This window comes from Leeuwenhoekiella sp. A2 (genome assembly GCF_047946655.1).
Classification (GTDB): domain Bacteria; phylum Bacteroidota; class Bacteroidia; order Flavobacteriales; family Flavobacteriaceae; genus Leeuwenhoekiella.
In genome coordinates, this window is sequence record NZ_CP172311.1 from 235,955 (window position 1) to 258,154 (window position 22,200).

Below are 22,200 nucleotides of genomic sequence, written 5' to 3' on the forward strand. Positions count from 1 at the left end.
GCTTAAGTATATTTTCGACTCATAATATAAGTTTTGAAAAGTATTCTTTAGACTTTCTAAACAAATCTTATAATCATCTATTAAACTACAAAACAATAATTTAGATATTCTGTATTTTTATTTAATAAAGCTATGTTTACGGATATAAATTCGAAAGTATTATGACTTCTTTAGGACTATTTCTTACCAAGAAATCAGTAAATAGGGCAATGGTTTCTAGACGAACTGGAATCAGTCAAGCTCGACTATCTCAATTGACCTCAAATGAATCAACCAAACTGCGAGCAGATGAATTGTATTTAATTGCCTTAGCTATTGACATTGATCCAGGTGAAATGTTTAAGGAGGTATTCAGTGATTTAAAATTGGAAAACTAGAAATTATGATTACAAATGATATAAGAAATAAAGTACAAAATCTATGGAGTCGATTATGGTCAGGTGGTTTTTCTAATCCCATAAGTGCCATTGAACAAATTTCATATTTGCTTTTTATGAAACGGTTGGAAAATTTTCATCCAACTACTCCTGAAGAATTAAAATGGAGTCATTACCATAAATGGAAAGGGGATAAACTTGTTCCTCATCTTAAAGAAAATGTATTCAACTATATAAAGAAGGACTTAGCAGAAAAAGGAGATCCTTTTGCTGATGCTATGGAAGATGCTTCATTTCGAATTAATGACCCAACCCTTTTAGAAGATGCAATTGGATTTATTGACGATATCTATAAAGAAATTGAACGACAAGAAGCAGAAGATAATCAGCATTTTCAAGATATTCAAGGTGATGTATATGAGCATTTACTGAAACAAACTAGTGAAGCTGGAAAAAATGGACAGTTCCGAACTCCTAGGCACATTATTCAAATGATGACCGAAATACTTGAACCAGACTTGGATGGTAAAATTTGTGATTTAGCCTCAGGATCGGGAGGATTTCTAGTTGGAGCATATCAATACATTATCACTAAATATTCTGTTGATGTTGAGGAAGATATAAATGGTTTACCAAAAGGAGTTGATGGAGAAAAACTCACCCAATCCCAAATCAAAAAACTGAAAGAAAAGACCTTTTACGGTTTTGATATCGACCAAACTATGGTTCGTATAGGGACTATGAATTTGATGATGCATGGTATCACTAATCCAAATATTGTTCATCTGGATACGTTATCTGAAAAATATGAAAATTACGAAGGAGAAAATCCATCTGAAAAGTATAAATACATTTTAGCTAATCCACCATTTACAGGTAAAATTAATAGTCTTACTATAAGCGAGAATCTTGACCGAGCTTATTCGCCTAAAAAGGATAAAGATGGAGACCGAATTGCACAAACTGTACAATCGGAATTATTGTTTTTAGAACGCATTATCTATATGCTTGAAGAAGGAGGGAAAGCAGCGGTTATTGTTCCTGAAGGCTTACTTTTTAACTCAGGTAGCGCACACAAAACAACAAGACAGCTCCTCATGACCGATTGCGATTTAGAGGGAGTAATTTCTTTACCAGAAGGAGTATTTATGCCATACACTGGAGTGAAAACTTCAATTCTCATTTTCAAAAAGCGAAAACTTCGTGGAAATGAACCGCAAAAGATAAATGTGTGGTTTTATGGAATGAAATCAGATGGCTATTCTTTAGATGTAAATAGGAGAAGATTAAAAGATGAACCATTACCAAATACTATTGAAGAATGGAGGCAGCGTAAACTAAAAAATCAGACTAATAGACAGTTAGATCATTTTTCGATTCCCTATTTAGAGATAGAAAAAAATGGATTTGAGTTAAACTTCAATCACTATCAAGATTTCATTTATGAACCTGAAAATTATCGAGAACCAAAGGAAATTTTGCAACAACTAAATGCCCTTGAATCTGAAATATTAAAAGGATTAGAAGAATTTAAGAGACATGAATTTTAAAAAAGTTAAAATAAAAGATCTCGTAAATCTAATAAATGGTTACTCTTTCAAATCCGAAGATTGGAGCTCTGAAGGAAAGAAAATCATTCGTATTCAGAATTTAAATAATTCTGAAGCAGAATACAACAGGACTACTAAGAATGTTCCAGAAAAATTCATTGTGAATAAAGGTGATATTCTTATTGCTTGGGCAGGATCGTTAGGGGTTTATGAATGGCATAATGAAGAAGCGGCTCTCCTTAATCAACATCTATTTAAAGTTGAATTCAAAACAAATGAAATAGATAAAATTTATTTCAAATATGTAATTTATCAATCTTTAAAAGAATTAGAAAAAAAAGCAAGAGGAGTAGGATTAAAACATTTAAATAAAGGGCAAATTAATGAATATGAGTTCAACCTACCTGACATTAATTCTCAAATTAAAGCTACTTCTATCCTTGGTAAAATTGAATCGTTAATTCTAACAAGACAAAGTACTAAGCTATTGAACGAGGAGTATCAAACTTCTCTTTTTTATACAATGTTTGGTGACTCCATTATTAATACATTTAATTGGCCACAAATTAAACTAAAAGAAGCGACATTTTTAATTTCTGACGGAACTCACAGAACTCCAAAATATATTGAAGACGGAGTTATCTTTCTTTCTGCGAAAAACATCAATAAAAATACAATTGATTGGCAAAATGTCAAATACATCCAAGAAACAGAATACGCTTCTCTTTTAACAAGAGGAAACCCTGAAAAAGGAGATATTCTTTTAACTAAAAGTGGATCGTTAGGAAGATCCGCAGTATTAGAAAAAGATATAAAATTTAGTTTCTACGAAAGTATTGCTTTGATTAAATGTAATAAGGACATATTAAATCCTTATTTCTTTGTTTCTCTTCTTAGATCCAACGCAATTCAATACATCCTTAACGATCGGAAAAAAGGTGTAGCTGTTAAACATTTACATCTTAAAGTGTTAAGGGATCTAGATATCATCTTACCTCCAATCGAAAGACAAAATCAATTTGAAATAATTTACAAACAAGTTCAAGTTTTGTCTGATAAAATTGATGATTCATTAAAGCTACTTAATGAACTATTAGAAGCTTTTGTTTACAATACTTTCAACCCAAAAAAGCCAAAAGAAAAAGATGAAATTGACACTTTAATCCATGATGATATTCAACTAGAGTTATTTTTAAATACCATAAATGCTTCTGACTTTGAAAATGATGAACAGTATGATATTGCCATAAAAAAGTTATATAGAATATTAGAAAGGACTTCATCCATAAATCTTTCGAATGAGGAAAATTTGAAAGGTATCATACAACGTATGGAAAGTGATACTATAATTCTAGAAACCAATAAGGAATATAAATACCGCTTAAAAGATGAAGCTATTAAAAATTAAACTAAATATTGATTTTAGTAGTTTAAGCGAAGGATTTTGTTTGGACTTTAGATTACCATTTGATGACAAAACGTCTACTAATGAGTCTTGGGCACAATTTCATCCCTTCTGTTTTGCAGGTTTAAATGGAAGCGGAAAATCCAATGTCCTTGAAGCTCTTTCAAATATATTTTACCACTTAGAGAGTTGTGCTAATGTAAATCAACCACAAAATTTCAAAGATCAATTCAATCCAAATCAAGGCAAACCAGACGCTTACGAATTAGAGTATTATATCAAGCCACAAATTGAAGATGCTGAATATCACATTGAAAACATGGTTTTGGTAAATATTACAAAAAAGGTTAACGGAGAGCCAGAAATGACTTGGAAACCTTATCCTTTCATTAATGAAGAATCGAGGAAGGTGGATATTGTTACTCCTAAAAATGCTAAAAGTATAGCTGCTGGAAAAGCATATCTACCTGATTTAATTATAGGATATTCTTCTGGTGAAAATGAAACTTTAAGTATACCATTTCTAAAAACTAGACTTCTTCATTTTGATGAATACAAAGAAGCTATTAGAAAAAATTTGAATTACAAAAACCCTGAAAGCAATCTGATTTACATAGATTATGAAATGAGTCAGGCAGTATTACTGTCTAATTATTTATTTCAGGACAAACACACTGTTCTTGAGCCATTGGAAACTGAATTGGGCATTTTGGATATCAAACGTTTCAGAATGAACTTAAACATTGGGCATTTACTAGAGAAACAAGGCATTTTAACACAATTTGAAGATACTATTAAAAAGTTTAAGAAATGTTCAAGTGCTCATTTCCAAAATGACAATAAATTGTTGCTCGATTTTTGGATTAATGAGGATACAAAAAAAGCTTTTCAGGAAAATTTTTCTGGTGGTATTTTCGAATTATTTCAAGCTTTTCAGGTTTTATATACCCTTAATTATCATTCTGTTGATTTTGGTACAAAGTCAGATGTATACGGTTCCAAAGGATATTATACTCAGGGCAAGATTCATTCACCTGGGCCAAGAGATAAGGTTTTTTATTTCTTAGATTATTACATTGAAAAACACATAAAAGGAACAAATGAAATAAAAGAGCTTCTGCTAAAACAACTATCAGATGGTGAACAGCAATTCATTCATTCCTTAGGTATTTGTTTAATGCTTAAAAACAAAAGCGCATTACTTCTATTAGATGAACCTGAAACACACTTTAACCCTGATTGGCGCTCAACATTCATTAGTACCCTTAAAAAAAGTCTAATTGCAGCAGAGAGTAATAATATGCAGAGTGATATTCTTATAACATCGCATTCTCCTTTCATTATTTCAGATTGCTTTCCAGATAAAGTTGTAATTTTTGAACGGAATAAAGCAGGAAAAATTAAAGCGATAAGTGCACATGATAAGCGATTTAACACTTTCGGTTCTTCGGTAAGTATAGTTTTGGAGGAAATATTTAAAAAGGATGAAACTATATCTGATTACTCTCTTCAAATTCTTAAAGAAATAGAGAATAGAACTTTCAATTCTCCTGAAGATATAGAGCAAGCCAAAAAAGATTCAATTATTTTAGGTGAATCAGTTGAGAAAGTACTCCTATTTAGGAAACTACTTTTAAAAGAAAAAGAACTTAAAGATAAAGGGAATGATTAGGGCATATAGTTATATAGTCACTGATCATCACAAGTTGCACGATTATGTAATGGAATTCTTTGATTCTATTGAATTCAGTACGGAAGATTATCATATTGGATTATATAATGATGAATTCTACAACAATTTAGTATCACGTCACCCAAGAATTCTTGAAGCTAAATTTAAAGCCATTTATGATGTCATAAAAGAATGGGATCAAGTAGACAGATCAACTTTATGTGAGAACATCAGGCAAAGTAACCAGATTGAAGCTATTTGTAAAGGAACGGTTAAAGCTACCCTCTTAGAAGATGTTCCTGATGAAATCAGAAATGATGTTGATGAATTATTCTATGCTTTGTATGAGAAAGTATTGAAAAAATCACCTCATTTTATAAAATTTTATGGTTCTGTAATTGAGCATTTTAGAGAATTAAAGAAATCCCCAAATGACTTTTTGAAATGCCCTGCATGTGGCATTAGGGATGTTGAAACTATATATGATGATGAACGTGATCAATATGATCACTATTTAGCGAAATCAATTTATCCATTTTCTTCGGTAAATTTTAAAAACCTTGTTCCAATCTGCCAGAAATGCAACTCGTTGGATGTTAAGAGTAGTATAGATATAATTTCAGAAACTACAGGGTTTGTATTTTATCCATATACAGAAAATCATAAAGGAATATCAATTTCTATATCTGTTAAGGAGGACAATATGGATATTAATAAGATAAAATATGGATTTGCTTATTCTAACCCTGATGGTAACCAAAAAGAAATAGAGTCTTGGAAATATATATTTAAAATAGAAAAACGACATAACAATTTTGTTAGAGGCCGAATAGGAAAATGGTATAAGGTGTACTGGAAATTTATCAATAATAAGAAACTCAATTTTTTAAATGAAGAGCAAAAAAGATTGACATGCTTTACTTGGATGGATGAAGATGAAACCGAAGATTTAAGTTTTGTCAGAAAACCTGCTTTGGAAGCATTTATTGACCAGAGTGCCTTAGGGCAAGCACAAGAACAAATAAAACTTTATGCGCTTTATAATAACAAATAAGGAAGGGGTATTTCACCCGCTTTGCACATTGTCATCCTCGTTCCTGCGGTACCAAAGAGCAAAACTAACGCACAATTTAAGCTAAATGAAAAGTGAAAACGGCATACAAAAATGGCTCCTATGAAAAGCTCTAGTCCAGTTATTTAAAGTTAATATTTATTTTTTCAACTACTTCATTGTTTTAATATTAAGCGCATTGAATTTTGGATGAGGCTCTGCATCATCCAGAATTCAATACTAATATTTTGGCGAATAAGGAAATCTTACAAACCAGTAAATCATCTATAATTATCAGTTGATATTTAATTACTTTAGAATCTCCTCAATATCTATTTCAATAACATATCTACTCAGATCATATACAAGCTGAAACGTGGTTTTACATTCATATTTTTTCTTTAGTTCTTTGAGCTTTTTTTCAATACTACTTACAGAGTCCGGCTTTTGACCGAAGTTTCGCAAAACCTTTTTTAACTCTTTAATGTTAGCACCTTGCGCCAAACCACTTATAATATAAGTTTCATAATCTGAAAGTTTAGACATATTCTTTTTTTTTAATTTCGAATATAAATTGCGAAAATGTATCTTACTGGAAGATTTTAAGTTAATCTTATTATCTGAATTGTAGCTAGCTCGCCATTGAATAAGCTTAGAAATTTACCACATTATCTAATGCATCATCTACATCATCCTGCATAAAATTGGACTGATACATAATCGTTGTTGTTACCGATGAATGACGGTATAATTTCTGTAACATTTGAATGGGGATTTTACTTCCTGAAATGTTACCAAAACTATGACGAGCTATGTGCATACTTAGGCTTTTAGTAATACCTAGATGCTCTGCTATCTTTTTCAAATGACGATTGCAGGTGCGGGTAACCGTCTTAATTCGTGTACGAAGTATTTTAGCATTTTTAGGATCCACAAAGCGTAACTCTTGAAATACAAAATCGTCCTCAGCCAGATTCTTATAGTATTCCAATATAGGTTTTGCCTTCTCAGGAATTTTAAGAGAAACTAACTTTTGGTTCTTCCCCATACGGTAGCGTAATCTATTATCTATAAAATCAGACCATTTTAATTGCAGTACATCCCCTACTCGTATTCCGGCAAAGTAAAAACTGATCAACCAAATATTCAATGCGTGTTGTTGGGATGGTGTTAAGCCTTGAGCATTTTCCAATTGTTTAACTTCCTTTACATTGAGACCTATTTTATCTGACTCTAGAAATTTAATGGTATAACCGCCTCTCCCAAATGGATAATGATTGCGTTCTGCCCACTTCTCGCCTATTGCTATATTATAGATCGTTCTTATAGCAATCATGTAATTTACAGTAGTCCTGTGGGCTAAACCAATCTCGTTTTTGAGATAGGCTTCAAAACGCTTTAAAAAATCTACTGTAATTTCATTGAAGTGTAACTTATCTGATTTGGCAAAAGCTTTAAATTTATCCATTCTACTTTTAACTACATCTCTCTGATGAAACTGTCCTCTTTCCTCCAATCTACGCAACTGAATTTTCACAGCACTGAAAAAATCAAAACGTTCTTTTTTGACAATATTCGTTTTTATGATAGAAACAGATTGATAATCTCGTTCTGATTCTGCAACCAGAAGTTTTTTATTTGCTTTGCTAAGTTTGGAGAAAATTAATTGATTAATAGCCAATGCATCAGGATGTGATTTTCTAACCAATCCTTTGGTCTCATTCCAATGATTTTTTTCAATATACTGACCTGTGAAAATATAAGAGGTTTTTCTATCTTTAGTAATTCTAATAGCAATTGGATACAATTGTCTTGAATTGGGCTTATTCCTTAAAACTGTCTGAATTGATGCCATAACTTCCATTTTAGACATTTAAATTACACAATTTTAGGTACAACATAGGTAAAACAAATTGTCATATTCCTTGATATCAAATGATATTATGTAAAATAGAATTTTATGTATTCAATTGATTTTAAGCAAATTAAATGCTTTTTGACAGACGATTTTTCATTTTCATAACCCGGAGGTCGGGGGATCGTGCCCCCCTCTCGCTACAATTATAAAAGCCAAGGCATTTGTCTTGGCTTTTTTTGATTCATATCTTTTCAAAAACCTGTATCACAGATATTTAACGGGATTATCAGTGTCTAAATACAGCGATTTTTAGCTTAAATCGGGCGATATTTACCTGTTTTATACCGCTTTTCTAAAGCAGATCATTGTTTATATACTCGATGCTTTGAGCCAGACTTTTATAAGCATCCATCTCAAAATTCTCCTGTTCTATAATTAAATGTTTAGCTCCAGATTTCTTCATTTCGCTGAAAATTGCTTTATAATCTATCGATCCGCTGCCAATTTCTGTGTTTAGATCTTCGTTTTTCTTACTCATATCTTTCACATGCCATAGAGGAAATCTACCGGGATACTTATTCATTAGCTCAATTGGGTCTCTCCCGGCACGCACAACCCAGTAAATATCCATTTCAAAAACTACATTTTTATTATCTGTATTTGCAAGAAAAGTTTCCAGACCATTTTGCCCGTCATAATCTGTAAATTCAAAATCATGATTGTGGTATCCCAATTTTAATCCTGCTTTTCTGCACATTTCACCAGCTTCGTTCAGTTTTTGAGATAGACGCTTATAGTCATCTATAGAATTACGCAAATTGCCGCCTATATAGGGGACGATCACGTACTTCTGCCCCAGCTCGTTTGCCACATCAAGGTTAAAAGCAAAATCGTCTTTTGTTCCGCCTTGAGCTAAAAATGGATCTACACCATAATGACCGCTGGGTGTTGTAAGACCGTTATCATCAAGAATTCTTTTAAATTCTTTTACAGACAATCCCCAGAATTTATTCTCTTGTGAATAGCCGTAGGTTTCTACTTCTTTAAAACCAAGATCTGCCACTTTTGATATTGTGCCTTTAACGTCGCTGCCTATCGTTTCTCTTAGAGAATACAACTGTAGACCTATAGCATGCTTTTTAGTTTCACTAAAAACTATACTTGGTAAAATTGTCGTTGCTGCGAGGGCTAATCCAGATTGTTTTATAAATGTTCTTCTATGTGTCATAGCTTTTAAAATAGATTGGTTGGTCAGTTGGTTTATTTTGACGTATTGTTATTCTTCTCAATACCTTTTCCCGTAGCAGCGTAATAAATACCACCATATAGATGATCTAAGAACCATTGATTCTCATAAACCTTCTCTATATGCCCCAAGGCTGTATAAAAAGCACGGCCACCATCAAACTCATGATACCATGATATTGGGTGCAAATCTCCCATGCCCTGGCTGTTTCTGTCTACCATTTTCCCGGTTTTTGGGTCTAAATCCCGATTTTGCCATGTTACAACCGGATTATACGAATTTTCATCTACAGCTACCAGATAATGCAGATTGTCAACATTTTCTTTACCAAAGTCGTACCACTCGTCTGTCCACAACAATGTATCAGGAAAATGTTCTAACCCGGGAAAATTGTGATCAAGTATTTTGAGTTTTGCAGTTTGTTGTTCGGGATGTATGTGAAACATTCTACCCACAAGTTTTGTATACCACTCCCAGTCGTATTCTGTATCTGAAGCTGCGTGTATACCTACATAACCTTTTCCTGATTCTATATATTTTTCAAAAGCTTTTTGCTCGTTTTCGTCAAAAATATCTGCTGTAGTGCTTAAAAATATAACTGCATCATAAGGTTTAAGGCCTTCTTCTGTAATCTTAATAGCGTCTTGTTGTCTGGTAACATCAAAATTGTGAGTTGCTGCTAATTCTTTTATGGCTACAATACCATTATCTATTGACTCATGATGCCAGCCAGCGGTTTCTGTAACAAGCAGTACTTTGAATTGCTTCTGTGCAAAAAGCCCATTAGAGAATAGCAGGCATATAATAGCAAGACAGGATAGTTTAGTAATTTTTTTAAAAGACATTTTTATAATTTATAAGATTATTAATAATTACAACGATAGTAAATGTACCTGAAATTTATTTTTTTCTGTATTAATTTCTAAAATGTTTAAAAGGTTGAGTTGCAGTTCTAACTCTGCAACCCAACCATAACTAAAAAGTCAACACTTAAAAACAATTCAAATTCAATTCATTATTTTGAGGAATTACTTACAAAAGCAATGTGCTTACTATCTGGCGACCAGGAATTCACATTAAAAGTTCCCTGCCCTCCATATAAATAAGCGATTACCTTTGGCGCCCCGCCAGAAACGGGCATCAACCTTAGCATTACTCTTTTGTAGGAAGGATGCCCATTTAATTCAATAGTGGGTTCAAATGATATAAAAGCTATCCATTTACCATCTGGAGAAATGTGAGGAAACCAGTTGTTATATTGATCAAAGGTCAACTGTTCTTTGTTGCTTCCGTCTGGTTTCATTCTCCACAATTGCATGGTACCACCTTTTTGAGAACCATTGTAATAAATATATTTGCCATCAGGAGAATACTCACAACCATCAACGTGCTCAAGCTTCTTATTATCTGTAAGTTTTTCTTCTTTACCACCTTTTATTGACTTTCTATAAATATCATAGATCTTACTTCCACCTCTTTGGGCAACATACACGACTTCCTTATTATTTGGCGCCCAGCCATGAAGATATGAAGGTGCATCTGTTGTCACAGCTTGCGGTTCACCCCCGGTAAGAGGTAAGACAAATACATTTGAGCCATTACCATCATTGTGACTTATACCTATCATTTTACCATTGAAAGAAATACAATGATCATTATTCAAATCGTCTGCAGACGCAGTATTGACTTTTGCAAGATCGCCACCATCTTTAGGTATCGTATACAAAGAGCCATCCATATTAAAAATCAGTTTATCTCCATCAGGCATCCAGTTAGGAGCTTCAAAACGACCATCTTTTGTATGTATCACTTTACGCTTACCGTCAAAAACATTCATTGTTTCCAGTCTGCAACCTATCCACCCTTCTGAGTTAGGATTATAATCTTCTGCAACCGGCTGATCAATTCTAACATTCCACACTTTTGCAGTTTCTACAACATCCTCATCATGAGAACCAATTACAATACCTGCTAAAACCTCCTCTGGCATAAAATCCAGCTCTTTAGAACTAATTTCTTCAAAAGGCTCGCCGGGATGCGCTGCTCTCACTATAAAAGTGTTACCCTTGCGTTCTAACTGAATGATCTGAAAAAATCGCTTAGAGGCCCAAACATCATCTTCGGGATTTTGCATATCTGCACCTCTTCGCTCTCGCCACTGGCCTGCAGTAAGGCCATCACCATGTAAAAAACCACCCACCATAACTGCATTGTCCTGCTCTGAAGCACGTGCCATCCAGCCAATTTTTCTATGAACCTCATTATCACCTACAAATTCAAAATTTGCTGTAACAATAAAATCCCCTTTTAGCTTATTGTACAGGTAATGATGCTCATCACGCTGACCCCAAATATTATAACCCGCACCTTTAATGGTGTAAGTCTGACTCTCTTCATCGTAAGTAGCAGAACCTGCCAGTTTAGGATTACCTATGTCTTTGTTGTAACTAAAATCACCTATAGGATTTTCCTGTGCAAGTGCCAGTTGTGTTAAACACAAACAGAAAATGATTAATTTAAATTTCATACTATTCATTATTTATTAATTTATTTAGATTGAGTTATCGTGCTAAGTGAAACTAGTAGCCTGGGTTTTGCTTATAAAGACCACGAGTGAAATCAATTTCTTTTTGTGGAATAGGAAAATATTCATCCCTCCCGGCAGTAAAATGCGCATTAGATAAGTAGTCATGCTTAGTCTTCTCAACTTCTAAATAAGCGTTGAGAACTTCTTCTGCATCACCCCATCTAACCAGATCAAAAAAGCGCCATCCTTCCATAGCAAATTCAAGTCTTCTCTCAAATTTTAATGCTTCAAGGGCGTATTCTTTACTGGGGAAAGAATCATATAAACCAATATTATAAACGTTACTTGCACCGGCTGCAAGAGGACGCTCTGTGCTTGATGCTGCTCTGGTACGCACTTCATTTATAAGAGGCAAAGCTTCATCCTGCCTTCCTAATTGTATTAAAGCCTCTGCCTTAAACAGCAAGACATCTGCATAGCGTATAAATCTGTAATTTACAGATGTTGCTATAAAAGGTCCCTGTTTGACCCAGCATGAACAATCTGGTGCTTGTTGTTCTTTCATGTTACCATAAAAACCATATACTCCCGGGTCTCTTGCCCAGCTTGTTTTATATAACAAATCACCTTGTTCTTCTACTGTATTTCTGTATTTAAATGGTCTGTCAGGAAAACCTACTGTATGATCAAATCTGGGATCTATGCTTCCATAATTATCTACATCTGTCATATCTGCATCATTAAAAGTCTCAAGTAATGGCAAACCTGAAGCATCGGTCTTAAATGCATTTACCATATTTTGACTAGCCTGGTGAAAACCACAGCAACCATAAAATGACGACCCTGTGGGCGAATTAAGAGCCGTAGCATAACTACCCCTCCCTACCTCTGTACCATCGTTAAGCGAAAACTGAACCGCCCAAATCGATTCAGGGCCATTCTCATAACCTGGCAGGAAATTATCTGCAAAATCAGCTTCCAGACTTCCTGTTACTGCATCTGCATAGTCAATAACCTCCTGTAAACGTGATGTATTGATATTTACAACCTGATTTTGCTCATCTTGTTCGTACGCCTGGTATAACCTTAGTTTAGCTAAATAACCAGCCGCCGCATTTTTATCTGCTCTTCCCACCTGCTCTTGTGTCTGTGGTAGATTATTGAAAGCAAACAAAAAGTCTTGTGCAATAGCATCCCACAACTCATCATTAGACATATCATTAGAGGTTTCTAATATCTGCTCATCGGTTAAATCTTCTGTTATGTATGGAATATGTTTAAACATTAATTTAAGCATGAAATGAGAATGTCCTCTTAGAAACCGAAGTTCTGCAATGCGTGTTGTTTTATCTGCATAATCTGCATCTGGCACTTCATTAATAACCCTTAAAGCAAAATTTGCTCTGGAAATAGCTTTATAATAGTTTTCCCAGGTTTTAGGTGCCATAAGATCTCCGGCATCAGGAATTGTAAGGTTATATTGCTCATACCTGTCAATTTCCCCTAAATCTGTGCGGCCGCCGCCGCCTTTATATGCATCATCTGCTCGTACACTTCCATAGACCCAAGGGTTAGTTATGGGTCCTGCAATATTATCATTACCTATTGCAGAATATGCTGCTATCACAAGTCCTTCTGCATTTTCTGCTGTCGCAACATTATCAGATGATAATACTCCAGAGGGTTCTACCTCAAGAAAGTCACTGTTGCAGGAGTTTATACTTATAGCGAATAACATTATTAGTATCGCTGCTTTTATATTCTTCATCGCTTTCATTTTTTAAAAATTTACATTTAATCCTACCGAAAATGTAGTGGGTACCGGTATTGAATTAATTTCAGTGCGTTCTGGGTCAGAACCTATATAACCATCAGGTGTGAACCACAATAAGTTCTCTCCTTGCAAGTAGACTCTTAGATTTGTCATGCCCGCCCACTTTTCAATCAAATCATTTGGTAATGAGTAACCTACCTGAATATTTCTTAATTTGAAATAAGAATTGTTTCTGTAGATGTAATCTGAATTCTCTGTAAGGTTATTTACAAGACTTAACGAAGGTATATCTGTATTTGTATTAGTAGGAGACCAGGCATTAAGAGTACCAGGTCCTGCATTCTCCCTACCAGGTACAAAATTGTTATACATTATGTAGGGGTCTACTCCTATTCTGCCTGTAACACCAGATCCAAATAAGGAGAAGTCAAAATCTTTATATGAAACATCTATTCGTACCCCATATTCCATTTTTGGTAATGTAGTACCAAGCCAGTCTCTATCATCAGAATTAATAACTCCATCATCGTTAATGTCTACAATACGTATTCCTCCTGGGCGTGCATTACCTACCTGAGCACCTCCCGTAGGGTGTTCATCTACCTCAGCCTGACTTTGAAATAATCCGTCAGTTTTATATCCAAAAATCGAGAATTGTGAATGACCTATAATAGAGTTCAAAGCAGTACCGGGGTAAGCCGTCATAGCCTCCTCTGGCAAATCTGTTATTTTATCTTTAAACGCACCAAAATTGGTAGATACCGAAAACGAAAGATCATCTGAGACATTCTTTGAGTAAGACAGGTTTAATTCCCACCCATTTGTACGAGTAGAAGCACCATTTAACCATTTCTCGCGGCCCTCACCTACGGCTGATGCTATAGGCGGTTGTATTAAAATACCATCTGTGTTTCTGGTAAAGTAATCAAATGAACCTGCTAATGAATTATCGAAGAAAGCAAAGTCTACACCAAGGTTTACCTCTTTGGTTTCTTCCCATTTAAGACTCGGGTTTGATGCTTGTATTGAAACAAAGCCCGCCGGTAGGTTACCACTATTATTTCCGTTAAGGTCATAAGCTGTACCTACATTGTACCACTCACTAAAAGAACCTTGTACATATCTATACTCTACAGGACCATATCGGGCTTCATAGAGTCCAAATCGGGCAAAATCACCTATAAACTGGTTACCTACAACTCCATAACCAGCACGAAGTTTAAGGTTAGTTATTTTGGGACTATTTCGTAAAAATTCTTCATTGCTAATTCGCCAACCCGCTGTAACCGCAGGAAAGATAGCATATCTGTTATCTGCACCAAATTTTGAAGAACCATCTCGTCGCAGTGTCACCGATGCAAGATATCTATCTGAATAACCGTAACTTATTTTTCCGAATTGAGAAAAAAGTGCATCACCAGACTCAGTTCCTGAATTTGTTCTTTGGCCGGTAGCAGCTGCCAGTACATAATAAGATTCACTTTCTACAGCAAAATCCTGAGCTGTAGCAGTAGTTGTCTTTAAATTATTCTCAATAGACTCAGTTCCTACCAAAACGTCAAAGCGGTGCTCACCCAGTTCTAATTTATAATTTAATGTATTTGAAAAAACTAAACTTGAGAAATTCTGATGGTTTAGCATCAAGCTGTTAACTGTTCTGGTAATAAAACCATTAGCCACAGTGGGTTCTATATCTTTAGCATCTGTACGATAATGATCAAGACCCAGACTTGTTCTAAATGTCAGGTTCTCCAGAATATCAACTTCACCAAAAATATTCCCAAAAATGGTTGTTCTTTTAGTGTTATCCCATCTGTTTATATACTGCATGTAAAGCGGGTTATTTCTGTCGGAATAACCAGAACCCAAAGGACCCGCATATTCACCAGTAGCAGTATAAACCGGAATGGTAGGCGCCAGATTTACTCCTAGACCTGGCGTAGGAGCATTACCCACATCTGTAGAAGCCAGTGTTTCTTTAGAAGTGTAGAATTGTGTATTAACACCTATTCTTACTCTGTCATTGAATAATTTGGCATTAGAATTTAGTTTAGCACTATATCTATCATAACCTGTATATTTTAGAATACCGGTATTCTCCAGATAACCCAGATTAATAAGTGCAAATACTTTATCATTTCCCCCGGAAACCGTAAGATCATTATTAACAACGTACCCGGTTTCATACAATTCATCCTGCCAATCTGTATCACCTGAAGGTACATTTGTATTTCCGCCAACATACTGATCAACGCTTACGCTATTTAATATGGGATTATTGAAATCTCCATTCCAGTCAAAATCATAGATTTCGCCATAACCAGAATTAGGATCAGAGTTATCATTTACTGATGCCTCCCACAGCACTTTGCCACGATCTGCCGCATTAAGCATGTTATAGCGCTGCTTCTTCTCTGTAAGTACTGAGAAATTAGTATTAAATGATACATTTAGTTTTTCGTCCCGTGTTGAATTTTTTGTTGTGACGATAATAACACCGTTTGATGCTCTTGAACCATATAAAGAGGAGGCAGAGGCATCTTTAAGCACTTGTACAGAAACTATTGTACTTGGATTGATACTTGAGAATACTTCCTGTCTCACAGTAGGAACACCATCAATTACATATAGCGGTTCATTATTTCCTAAAGTATTCACTCCACGAATAAGAATACGGTTACTACTCCCGGTAGGATCACCAGATTTTTCTACAAAAAGTCCCGGAACCCTTCCTTGCATAGCCTGAATAGGACTACCCGAACTCATACTTGCTTCTCGTATAGGCGCCATTTCTACCACACTTATAGCCCCAGTCAGGTCAACCTTTCGCTCTCGAGCATATCCTGTTACAATAACATCGCTAAGCTGCTGAGCATCTGCTACTAACACTACATTTATAGTAGATTGATTATTTACGTTTACTCGTTGAGTCGTAAAGCCAATGTAACTGAAAACAAGTGTCCCTTCTGCAGCAACATTTTGCAGTGTATAATTACCATCAAAATCTGTGATTGCCCCTTGCTGTGTGCCTTCTACCTGAATAGAAACCCCGGGAAGAGGAACCCCATCATCTGCAGAGGTTACAACACCACTTATATCTATAGTTTGCCCCCAGACAAAAACTGCCGGACAAAAAATATAGAACATTAATAATTTAAACTTCATAATTGTGATTGTTTAGTGTTAATTGATTTTAGTTAGGTCTCTTATTTATCTGCTTATATGGTATAAAGAATTTAACCCAAGACTAATTCTTAGAAAGAATTAATTAGAGCTGATACAAATAGATGGAAGAGAAATGAGTCGTAACGAAATGAAAGAATTCCGGTTGAAAGAGAGAAGTATTGTTCTTTGCATATAGTATTAGATTAATGAAAAACTAATATATATGTAATATTTTGGTATCTATTTTAAGAATACTGCAAAGACTTCTAAAAATGATAAACCTAAGTTAAAATTTATTAAATAACTGATTATCAGTTCTATAAATTTAATTCGCCATTCTACTCAAACGTTGTAATTATAAATTTGATACATGACTTTCAGTTTAGTTACATATTTAAGGTTCAAAAATTAAGCGCTGTTTCTAAAGCTGTTTGGGGTAATGCCATATTTGTTCTTGAAGGAGGTTGAAAAATATCCCGGAGAAGAATATCCTACATGATATGCAATCTCTGAAATAGATAATTGCGAATCTAAAAGATAGTTTTTTGCCTTTGTGAGGCGTTTATCATTTATGTACTCACTTATGCTAATTCCCAGGAGCGCCTTAACTTTTCTGTACAATTGAACTCTTGAAATTTTGAGTTCTTCTGCTAAATGTTCTACAGAGAATTGACTGTCTTCAATATGCTCATCTATCTTTTCATTTATACTGCGTAAAAATGTCTGCTCAATATTCCCAAAAGAATCTGATGTCTCGATCTTGTGAATATTGTTAGTGAAATAAAATCTGAGTTTCTCCCTGTTGTATAAGAGTGACTTGAGTGACTGTATTAATATGGAATAACTAAACGGCTTAGTTAAATAAAGATCTGCTCCCGCTTGTAAACCTTTAATGTAAGATTCCTTATCACTTAAGGCGGTGAGGATGACTGTAGGAATATGAGAAGTGCGTAAATCATTTTTAAGCTCTTCACATATTTCAAAACCATCTTTCTCTGGCAGATTTATATCACAAAGAATAATGTCTGGTATAACATCAAAAGCCTTTTCAAGAGCATCTGTACCATCTGATAGAAATATATTATACTGTTCGCTCAACTTTTTGCTCAGGAAACCAGAGAGTTCTTTATTATCTTCTATTATTAAAATGCTATAGTGATCATCATCATAAGCAGGATTAGGATTTACATAATAATTCGCTTCAAGCTCGCCTATAAGATCTTTTCTATTATTACTTAAAATATCAGGCTCCTGTATAATATCATCCTGACTAAAATGAGACTTGCCTTTGTAAAGTGTTATTTTAAATTCCGTTCCTTTAAGAGACTTAACAGTTATTTTTCCCTGATGCAGTTCTACTAATTCTTTCGTTAAGTGCAAACCAATACCAGAACTATTTTTCCTATTATTAGAACCTTTAAAAAATGCCTGAAAAACATTTTCCAGTTCTTGTTCTGGTATACCTATACCAGTATCTTTAAAGATAATGGTGGCGTAATCTTTGTCTTTGTGATCATCTATCTCAATCTCGATTTTACCATTATCCGGAGTGAATTTAAAGGCATTTGAGAGGATATTAAAATAAACTTTATCCATTAAATTTCTATCAAAATATAAATCAAGATCCTGATTGTTGCTTTTTAGATTGAAGGTAATACCTCTCTTTTTTGCCTCTCTTTTAAATTCATTATAAACGTTTGATGAAAAAGCGAAAATATTAGTTTTAGAAGCTTTCAAACCAAATTTACGATCTTCACTTTTTCTAAAGTCAAGTAGTTGATTTATAAGCTTTAATAGCCGGTTAGAATTGTTGTAGATAAGCTCAACTTCATTACCCAACTTAGAACCTTTCTCTTTTACAGTTTCACCTATTGATTCTATAGAACTTAGAATTAAAGTTATAGGTGTTTTTAATTCATGCGAAAGACCGGTGAAAAAATTAATTTTAGCTTCGTTGCTTTCTTTAACCTGATTAGCAATTTTTTCTATTTGATTTCTTTGAATGGTGATCTTCGTATTGGTTAACTGTAGCTGTCTGTTTTTCTTTCTGATCGCGGTTACTGAGAAAATAGCATAGACAATAAGAAATAATATGATAATAATAAACAGCAGTGATAGTTTAAGCAGAACATTTTGAGAAGCATACAGCTCTTCTTTTTGTACAATAGTATCAACCTGGTGTTCAATTTCGGTTTGTTGCTGATTGATCCTGTTGAGCTGATCTTTCATAATACCGGCATTAAACTTATCAATCACAGTAGTTGCAAGAAGACTGGTTTTAGGAACCTCTTCACCGTTTAATATTTTAAGAGCAAGTTTTATGACTTCAGACCCACCTGTAGGATAAAGTAATGTAGCATCCAGAATACCATCCTGTACCATTTGTATACCACCATCAGGGCCATTAAGACCATCTACCCCTATGAACTTGATCTCATGCTCTACTCCCAGTTCTTTAGCCACTTTCCATCCATCTCTTGCCATCTCATCATTAAAAAAATAAACATAATCTATATTGCCAGCACCCAGTGAATTAATGAGATCCTTAAACTTATCTTGCGCAAGTCCTCCTTTTCTGCCATTTAATGTACCTACAATATGCACACGCTCGTTGTTATCAACTACCTGATGAAACCCAAGACTTCTTTCTATTACGGGTGTTGAAGAGTCGCCACCTTTTACCTCAATTATGTTAACCTCATCTTTTGTAGAAGACAATATATACTTGCCAGCATTTCTGCCTACTTCAATATTATCTGCTCCCAGATAGGCCGTATAATTGGCAGAATTGATCTTTCTATCTAATAAAATTACAGGAATATCTGCTGCGACAGCTTTGTCTATGACATTAACAATTAAATTAGGCTCCAGGGGTGAAACTATTATTACATCCATCTCATCAAGAATCATTTTTTCAATGTCTCTTATCTGCTGTTGTGGATCGTCTTTACTGTCAGTAATAGTAAGTGCTACATTAGAATGTACTGAAGCTTCTACCCGCATTGAGTAATTCATATCTTTTCTCCAATCTGCGTTACTGGTACATTGAGAAAACCCTATTTTATAGATATTCTCTTCTTGAGAGGTACAAGAACTTAGCATTGCAATAGCTACAACGATTGAGAGGAATTTAAAAACTAACTGCATTTATTGATATATGTATGCGTATGAAAGAATAAGTATAAAAATTGGCCTTCTAGTGCCAAAAAGTAGCTAAATATACCCATTAATTAGTGAATTCATTCGAGAATTCATCAAATGAAAAACTGATTCCAAATAGGAGAACATGGCGATGGTTCAATCATGAGACCCACTACTGCTACTAATGTATGAAAAGAAGATATTTTAATTACAGACGGGTTTAGCTGGAGAGAACCACATGGCACGGGAAAAATGCCTGAGCATAGTTTAATTAATTGCAAAAGCATTAGAAAAAGGTTATTTCTGCTGCTTTTCGGCAGCAAGAAATGATATCAAATCGTCAAGTTCTTCGCTTGATAATGAACCCCCATAAGCAGGCATATTCTCTGCACCATTAGTAATCCTAATTATCATTTGATCTTTTGTAAGTCGTTTTTCCACCTTAGTGAGATCGGGTCCTCTAAGGCCTCCTTTTTTTCCTATTTTATGACAATAAATACATCCCATAGTATTAAAAAGTTCAACACCTTTTTTCACCTGGTTTTCATTTTCAGCGGGCAGAGCTATATAAGCAGAAACAGGTTCTGCATCAAATTTAGGAACCCATGGTGCTATCATGCCTATGTATGTTAATGAACCTAAAGTTACTATGACAAATATGATTCCTGCAATCGCCCAGGGTCGTTTTATAGGGTGACGCTCCCCACCTTTAGACAAAAAAGGAATAGAAAAGAGGATGATCCCACCTATTAATGGACCAAAAAATAGGAAATAGGGTTCTAATTTCCGGTTCATGGTGGCAAAAATCGCATACAGCCACTTAAAATACCAATCTGGTTTTGGTTCTACTTCTAAGATTGTGGGATCTGGTGGTTTAGTTAGTTTGGGTGCCCCCACAAGAAAGGCCAGAGCTATAAGAATTAAAAGTACAACTAGTGTAAAAACTACATCACGCCAGATGACATCAGGAAAAAAAGGAAGGCCTTTTTTCTTTAAAAGCTTATCATACCACTTCCTGTACGTAGCTGGGTTGACAAGTCTTCCCGGTTTGGGTGGTTCTGAGATTCCGTTTTTGAAAACGAGAAAAATATGATAGCCTATGATTCCAGATAGAAGACCGGGTAAAAGAAATACATGCATACTAAAAAAGCGATTTAGTGTCTGCCCTCCCATTGTCTTTCCTCCCAGAAAAAAATAGGCTACATAATCGCCTATTACAGGTATTCTCCCCATTTGTTCTGCTCCCAGAATTGCCGTCCAGACTCCATTACCGTCCCATCTCAGCAGCTGTCCTGTAAAAGCCATGGTAACCGTGATGCCCAGAAGAAAAACGCCACTTATCCAACTCATTTCCCTGGGATATTTATAGGCTGCATTGAGATATACCCTTGCCATATGTACTCCCAGCAACACTACCATGCCAGAAGCTCCCCAATTATGTAATCCCCGTATAAAACTTCCTAAAAAAGCTTCATTCTCTATATGCTGCAAAGATTCATATGCTGCATTTACTGAAGGTTGATACATAAACGAGAGAGCTATACCCGTAATTACCTGCACGGTAAAACAAAAAAGCACACCACTACCCCATATATAATTCCATTTAGTCCCCGGTGGTACTAAATGTGTTTTTAACGGCTTTACAATATCTGCAAATTTGCCTCTATCATTTAACCACTTTCCTATTCTTCTCAGTATCTTCATACTGTAATATTTGTAATTGGTATTGCTTGAGTCTCTAGCTCTACACTTCCATTTTTTATTCTTATAGGATATTTATATAACCCGCGGTTAGGTGGGCCTGCTGCTCGTGATCCATCCCTGTAAAACGCACCCCCATGGCACGGACAAAAGAATAATTGAGGTTTGTCTTCCCAACGTACGGGGCAACCTAAATGGGAGCAATTCACACTAAATGCTATAAACTCATTATCATTATCACGACGTACGTATGCGGCTGTTTTTGAAATATCACTGCTCCATTTATATAAAGTTGAATTCTTAAATGTTACTTTTTTAGTTTCACCTATTTTAAAATCATTAGCTTCTGCAACTCTTCTCCATCCTGGTTTTTTCTGCCGCAGAAATGGCTCCAGCATTGCCGTAATAAATGGTATGGCCAGAATAACTGTAACTATTCCCATAATACTATAGATAAGCTTGCTTAAAAAGCTTCTTCTACTCTGCTGCTCTTTTTTACCACTGTTACAATTACAACTCATCGCCTTTTTCCTTTTTTAGCTGCTCCCTGTGTAAATCTGTGATCCATCCGGCAAGAGCAATAATAAATACAACCACCCCTACAGCAGATACGATCACATTACTTACAAATCCCCAAACTATCAACATACAGCTTAGAGCCAAAAAAAATGGCCAGTAAGTAGGCTTAGGTAATTTCTCAGGCTGGGCTTTATATTTTCTCTCCATGGCGATT

16 protein-coding genes are annotated in these 22,200 nt (G+C 34.9%); 5 read left to right on the top strand and 11 right to left on the bottom strand.

The window, feature by feature from the left end; all coding sequences use genetic code 11:
• The first annotated feature begins 161 nt into the window (after nt 1-161).
• The 5 genes from ACH3PA_RS01140 to ACH3PA_RS01160 are packed head-to-tail and all read left to right on the top strand — an operon-like array spanning nt 162 to nt 6,058.
• On the top strand, nt 162-377 hold the full coding sequence (locus ACH3PA_RS01140) for a helix-turn-helix domain-containing protein (protein WP_416448389.1): 216 nt from the start codon (nt 162-164) through the stop codon (nt 375-377).
• A gap of 5 nt (nt 378-382) precedes the next feature.
• On the top strand, nt 383-1,927 hold the full coding sequence (locus tag ACH3PA_RS01145) for an N-6 DNA methylase (protein WP_416448390.1): 1,545 nt from the start codon (nt 383-385) through the stop codon (nt 1,925-1,927).
• Complete coding sequence (locus ACH3PA_RS01150; protein WP_416448391.1) at nt 1,917-3,335, top strand: restriction endonuclease subunit S; 1,419 nt, start codon at nt 1,917-1,919, stop codon at nt 3,333-3,335. The genes ACH3PA_RS01145 and ACH3PA_RS01150 overlap by 11 nt, the downstream gene beginning before the upstream one ends.
• On the top strand, nt 3,316-5,004 hold the full coding sequence (locus ACH3PA_RS01155; RefSeq protein WP_416448392.1) for a restriction system-associated AAA family ATPase: 1,689 nt from the start codon (nt 3,316-3,318) through the stop codon (nt 5,002-5,004). The genes ACH3PA_RS01150 and ACH3PA_RS01155 overlap by 20 nt, the downstream gene beginning before the upstream one ends.
• A 49-nt stretch (nt 5,005-5,053) precedes the next feature.
• On the top strand, nt 5,054-6,058 hold the full coding sequence (locus ACH3PA_RS01160) for a hypothetical protein (protein ID WP_416448393.1): 1,005 nt from the start codon (nt 5,054-5,056) through the stop codon (nt 6,056-6,058).
• Between the two features lie 306 nt (nt 6,059-6,364).
• Here ACH3PA_RS01160 and ACH3PA_RS01165 read toward each other — a convergent pair whose 3' ends face one another.
• The 11 genes from ACH3PA_RS01165 to ACH3PA_RS01215 form a co-directional block, all read right to left on the bottom strand.
• A complete protein-coding gene (locus ACH3PA_RS01165; protein ID WP_416448394.1) occupies nt 6,365-6,601 on the bottom strand; it encodes a hypothetical protein in 237 nt (78 codons plus the stop codon).
• 106 nt (nt 6,602-6,707) lie between these two features.
• A complete protein-coding gene (locus ACH3PA_RS01170) occupies nt 6,708-7,919 on the bottom strand; it encodes a phage integrase SAM-like domain-containing protein (protein ID WP_416448395.1) in 1,212 nt (403 codons plus the stop codon).
• A 346-nt stretch (nt 7,920-8,265) separates the two neighbouring features.
• Nucleotides 8,266-9,141 (bottom strand): sugar phosphate isomerase/epimerase family protein, encoded by an 876-nt coding sequence (locus ACH3PA_RS01175; RefSeq protein WP_416441347.1) that lies wholly within the window; start codon nt 9,139-9,141, stop codon nt 8,266-8,268.
• Nucleotides 9,142-9,173: 32 nt separating this feature from the next.
• Complete coding sequence (locus ACH3PA_RS01180; protein WP_416441345.1) at nt 9,174-10,004, bottom strand: ThuA domain-containing protein; 831 nt, start codon at nt 10,002-10,004, stop codon at nt 9,174-9,176.
• Nucleotides 10,005-10,174: 170 nt separating this feature from the next.
• Nucleotides 10,175-11,686: a TolB family protein gene (locus ACH3PA_RS01185; protein WP_416441343.1), complete on the bottom strand. Its 1,512-nt coding sequence runs from the start codon at nt 11,684-11,686 to the stop codon at nt 10,175-10,177.
• Between the two features lie 52 nt (nt 11,687-11,738).
• Nucleotides 11,739-13,454 carry a RagB/SusD family nutrient uptake outer membrane protein gene (locus tag ACH3PA_RS01190; protein WP_416441341.1) on the bottom strand — a complete coding sequence of 572 codons (1,716 nt, stop codon included), beginning with the start codon at nt 13,452-13,454 and terminating at the stop codon, nt 11,739-11,741.
• Between the two features lie 12 nt (nt 13,455-13,466).
• Nucleotides 13,467-16,625, bottom strand: coding sequence for a SusC/RagA family TonB-linked outer membrane protein (locus tag ACH3PA_RS01195; RefSeq protein ID WP_416441339.1), 3,159 nt, complete (start codon nt 16,623-16,625; stop codon nt 13,467-13,469).
• Nucleotides 16,626-17,033: 408 nt separating this feature from the next.
• Nucleotides 17,034-19,772 (bottom strand): substrate-binding domain-containing protein, encoded by a 2,739-nt coding sequence (locus ACH3PA_RS01200; RefSeq protein WP_416441337.1) that lies wholly within the window; start codon nt 19,770-19,772, stop codon nt 17,034-17,036.
• Between the two features lie 291 nt (nt 19,773-20,063).
• Entirely contained in the window at nt 20,064-21,470 is a 1,407-nt protein-coding gene (locus ACH3PA_RS01205) for a cytochrome b N-terminal domain-containing protein (protein ID WP_416441335.1), read from the bottom strand.
• Complete coding sequence (locus tag ACH3PA_RS01210; RefSeq protein WP_416441333.1) at nt 21,467-21,988, bottom strand: ubiquinol-cytochrome c reductase iron-sulfur subunit; 522 nt, start codon at nt 21,986-21,988, stop codon at nt 21,467-21,469. Before ACH3PA_RS01210 ends, ACH3PA_RS01205 begins: the two co-directional genes overlap by 4 nt.
• Nucleotides 21,978-22,193 carry a cytochrome c oxidase subunit 4 gene (locus ACH3PA_RS01215; RefSeq protein ID WP_416441331.1) on the bottom strand — a complete coding sequence of 72 codons (216 nt, stop codon included), beginning with the start codon at nt 22,191-22,193 and terminating at the stop codon, nt 21,978-21,980. Before ACH3PA_RS01215 ends, ACH3PA_RS01210 begins: the two co-directional genes overlap by 11 nt.
• Nucleotides 22,194-22,200: the final 7 nt, after the last annotated feature.